At 71.4% G+C, this 4,262-nt stretch carries 4 protein-coding genes; all 4 read left to right on the forward strand.

The window, feature by feature from the left end:
• Positions 1-582 (forward strand): MFS transporter (locus FRW57_RS23450; RefSeq protein ID WP_162529411.1); only part of this gene is annotated, 582 nt, incomplete at its 5' end.
• A gap of 83 nt (positions 583-665) precedes the next feature.
• Positions 666-1,547 (forward strand): iron uptake transporter permease EfeU, encoded by an 882-nt coding sequence (efeU, locus tag FRW57_RS18025; protein ID WP_152186647.1) that lies wholly within the window; start codon positions 666-668, stop codon positions 1,545-1,547.
• A complete protein-coding gene (efeO, locus tag FRW57_RS18030) occupies positions 1,544-2,716 on the forward strand; it encodes an iron uptake system protein EfeO (RefSeq protein WP_152186648.1) in 1,173 nt (390 codons plus the stop codon). The genes efeU and efeO overlap by 4 nt, the downstream gene beginning before the upstream one ends.
• Positions 2,717-2,767: 51 nt before the next feature.
• The gene (gene efeB, locus FRW57_RS18035) at positions 2,768-4,051 is read left to right on the forward strand and encodes an iron uptake transporter deferrochelatase/peroxidase subunit (protein ID WP_152186649.1); all 1,284 of its coding nucleotides are present in this window, start codon (positions 2,768-2,770) and stop codon (positions 4,049-4,051) included.
• Positions 4,052-4,262: the final 211 nt, after the last annotated feature.

Consider the following 4,262-nt stretch of genomic DNA (forward strand, 5'->3'; position numbering starts at 1 on the left):
GCCGTGGCGGGCGCGGCGCCGGTCGCGGTGCAGCTCGGCGCGCGGGTCGGGCGCCCCCGGGTGATGAGCGGAGGGTTCGCCGTGGCCGCGGGCGCGTTCGTGGTGCTGAGCCGGGCGCGGGCCGACTCCGGCCTGGTCGTGGTCCTCGTGGGCGCCGGGCTGCTCGCCGTCGGCCTGGTCGCCGTGCTGACCCTCGTCACGGACACGGTGGTCGGTGCCGTCGAGCCGGAGAAGGCGGGTGCGGTCTCCGCCCTCATGGAGACCGCGAGCGAGTTCGGCGGCGCGCTCGGCATGGCGGTGCTCGGCAGCATCGGCGCCGCCGTCTACCGGACCCAGATGGGTGACGCGCTTCCTGCCGGGTTGCCTCCCGGCACGGCCGACGAGGCGACCCAGACCCTGGCCGGCGCCACCGTCACCGCGGCGCACCTTCCGGGCGGCGCCGGAGACACGGTCCTGGCGGTGGCCCGCGACGCCTTCACCCAGAGCATGTCCGCCGCGGCCCTCGCCGGAGTGCTCCTGATGGCCGCCGCCGCCGTGCTGCTTCCCCGCCTGTTGCGTGGCGTGGGCCACGTTGTGAGGTAAGGCAACCCTATGTCAGACTGCCGGACGGCATACGCCCGTCGCCTCGTCCGAGGCGGTCGTCTCGATCTGGTGAGGACGGACCCGTGCTCGGGAACTATCTCGTCGGCCTGCGTGAGGGGCTCGAGGCCTCGCTCGTCGTGGTCATCCTCGTGGCCTACCTGGTCAAGTCCGGACGCGCCCAGCTGCTGCCACGGATCTGGGGAGGGGTCGCCCTCGCCATCGGGGTCTCGCTGGGTTTCGGGGCGCTGCTCACCTTCGGCCCCCGCGGGCTGACCTTCGAGGCGCAGGAGTTCATCGGCGGGACGCTGTCGATCATCGCGGTCGGATTCGTGACCTGGATGATCTTCTGGATGGCCCGGTCGGCGCGCGGCCTGTCCGGCGAGCTGCGTGGACAGATCGACAAGGCCGCCGACGGTGGTCGGCTGGCCCTGGTGCTCGTCGCCCTGCTGGCGGTCGGCCGCGAGGGCCTCGAGACGGCACTGTTTCTCTGGGCCGCCACCCAGGCAGCCGCCAGCGGAGCCGGGTCGACGACGGCCCCGCTGATCGGGGCGGCCCTCGGCATCGTGACCGCGGTGCTGCTCGGCTTCCTCATCTACCGCGGCGCCCTCAAGCTCAACTTCGGCAAGTTCTTCGCCTGGACCGGGGGCTTCCTCATCCTCGTCGCGGCCGGAGTGCTGTCGTATGGCGTCCACGACCTGCAGGAGGCGCGTTTCCTGCCCGGTCTGCACGACCTGGCGTTCGACGTCAGCGGCACCATCGATCCGAGCTCGTGGATCGGCACCCTGCTCAAGGGCACGCTCAACTTCTCTCCGGCCACGACCTGGCTGGAGGCAGCGGTCTGGGTGCTCTACGTCATACCGGTGATGTTCCTGTTCCTCCGGACGATCCGGCGCACCACGCCGCCCCGCACCGCCTCGACCGCGCCGAAGCCGGCGTCGACCACCTCCCAAGGAGCCTCCGCATGAAGCGCCGACTCGTGACCTCCTCGCTGGCCCTCGCCGTCGCCGTGCCGCTGATGGCGGCCTGCACGAGCAACAGCCCTTCCTCGGAGGGCGGCGGCACCGACAGCCCTCGCGAGATGGCCGTGACCTCGACCAACGACGCCTGCGACGTGTCGGCGCAGAAGGCGCCGTCGGGCAGCCTCGTCTTCAACGTCAAGAACGACGGCAGCAAGGTCACCGAGTTCTACCTGCTCGCCGAGGACGGGCTGCGGATCATCGGCGAGGTGGAGAACATCGGGCCCGGCCTGACCCGCGACCTGGTCGTGAAGGCACCGCCCGGCGACTACTTCACCGCCTGCAAGCCCGGCATGGTCGGCGACGGGATCCGGGACGCCTTCACCGTCACCGACTCCGGCGAGCCGGCGCAGGCCACCGGCAAGGACGCCGAGCTGGTCAAGGCGGCCAACGAGCAGTACGCCAGCTACGTCAAGGACCAGACCGAGCAGCTGCTCGCCAAGACCAGGAAGTTCGTCTCCCTCTATGAGGCGGGCAAGGACGAGCAGGCCCGAGCACTGTATGCCGATGCACGCGTCCACTGGGAGCGGATCGAGCCGGTCGCCGAGTCCTTCGGCGACCTCGACCCCAAGATGGACCTGCGCGAGGCGGACCTCCAGGAGGGCCAGAAGTGGACCGGCTGGCACCGCATCGAGAAGGACCTGTGGCCGCCGAAGTCCGGCTACCAGCCGATGACGGACGCCCAGCGCACAGCCATTGCCGACCAGCTGCTGAAGGACACCAAGGACCTCTACCAGCGCACCCGCACCATCACCTTCACCGCCGACCAGATCGGCAACGGCGCGAAGGGCCTGCTCGACGAGGTGGCCACCGGCAAGGTGACCGGCGAGGAGGAGATCTGGTCGCACACCGACCTGTGGGACTTCCAGGCCAACGTCGACGGCGCCCGCGTCGCCTGGGAGGGACTGCGGCCGCTGCTGAAGAAGGACAACCCGGAGCTCGACCGGCAGATCGACCGGCGCTTCACCGCTCTGCAGGACCTGCTGGACGCGCACCGGAAGGGCGACGGCTTCGTCTCCTACACCGAGCTCGACAAGACCCAGGTCCGGAAGCTGTCCGACGCCGTCAACGCCCTGTCCGAGCCGCTGTCGAAGCTCACCGCCGCCGTCACTCTCTGACCTGCCAACCCTGACCCGCGACCCTGGCCGGCTGACTTTCGAGGAGGTCCCATGGCCCCGTCCACCGAGCACCCCGGGGTGTCGCGCCGTCGCTTCTTCGGGCTCGCCGGCGCCGGTGCGGCGGTCGGCGCCGCGGCGGGCTTCGCGGGAGGGCTCGGCACCGGGCGCGCCACGGCCGACGACCCGCCGACGTCGTCGGTGCCGGACGGCTACCCCTTCCACGGGACCCACCAGGCCGGCATCGTCACCCCGGCACAGGACCGGCTGCACTTCGCGGCGTTCGACGTCACCACCGACTCCCGTGACGACCTCGTCGCGCTGCTGCGGGACTGGACCGCCGCGGCCGCCCGGATGACCGCCGGTCAGCCGGTCGGTGACCAGCCCCTGCCGTATGACGCGCCCCCCAGCGACACCGGCGAGGCCACCGGTCTGCCGCCGTCGCGGCTGACGCTGACCTTCGGCTTCGGTCCGAGCCTGTTCCGCGACGCGGACGGCAGGGACCGGTTCGGCCTCGCACACCGCCAACCCCAGGCGCTGCGCCGGCTGCCGCACTTCCCGGCCGACAACCTGTCGTCCGAGCGCAGCGACGGTGACCTGTGCGTCCAGGCCTGCGCCGACGACCCGCAGGTCGCCGTCCACGCGATCCGCAACCTGGCACGAATCGCGTTCGGCACGGCGGCGATCCGCTGGGCGCAGCTCGGCTTCGGCCGCACGTCGTCCACTTCCCGCAGCCAACAGACGCCCCGCAACCTCTTCGGCTTCAAGGACGGCACGGCCAACCTCAAGGCGGAGGACACCTCGGCGGTCGAGAAGTTCATCTGGGTGGCGGACGGCGACGACCCCCGCGCCGAGTGGATGACGGGCGGCTCCTACCTCGTGGCCCGGCGGATCAACATGGTCATCGAGACCTGGGACCGGTCGTCGCTGCGGGAGCAGGAGAACATCGTCGGCCGCGACCGCGCGGAAGGCGCTCCGCTGTCCGGCGGCACCGAGTTCACCGAGCCGGACTTCTCCCTCAAGGGCAGGGGCGGCACACCGCTGATCCCCCTGGACAGCCACGTGCGCCTTGCCCACCCGAGCCAGAACCACGGGGTGCAGATGCTGCGCCGCGGCTACAACTTCACCGACGGCAACGACGCCCTCGGGCGGCTGGATGCCGGGTTGTTCTTCATCGTCTACGTCCGGGACCCGGACACCCAGTACGTCCCCGTCCAGAACAAGCTGTCGCGCGACGACGCGATGATGGAATACCTCCAGCACACCGGCTCAGCGCTGTTCGCGGTGCCGCCCGGCGTGCGCAGGGGCGGTTACGTCGGGGAGCCCCTCTTCGCTTGAGCCCCGCTCGCCTGCGTCGCCCGGCGGGTCAAGTTGAGCGAACGGCCCCGGACAGGGCAGGCTGCACCGTGTGACCGACACCGCGCAGGACAGTCGACTGCTGCACGCGGTCCAGTCCCTGCGCGGCGCCGTCGAGGCGGCCCGGCTGCCGCTGGACGTGCCCGGCGCGACCGACGCGCGCCGCTCGCAGTCGAGCCTGCTGCGCCAGCTC

The organism is Segeticoccus rhizosphaerae, from assembly GCF_009192725.1.
Classification (GTDB): domain Bacteria; phylum Actinomycetota; class Actinomycetes; order Actinomycetales; family Dermatophilaceae; genus Segeticoccus; species Segeticoccus rhizosphaerae.

What these genes read in the sequence shown, in the direction of transcription:
- efeO (WP_152186648.1), top strand. Translation starts at nt 1,544, where the DNA reads ATGAAGCGCCGACTCGTGACCTCCTCGCTGGCCCTCGCCGTCGCCGTG.
- efeB (WP_152186649.1), top strand. Translation starts at nt 2,768, where the DNA reads ATGGCCCCGTCCACCGAGCACCCCGGGGTGTCGCGCCGTCGCTTCTTC.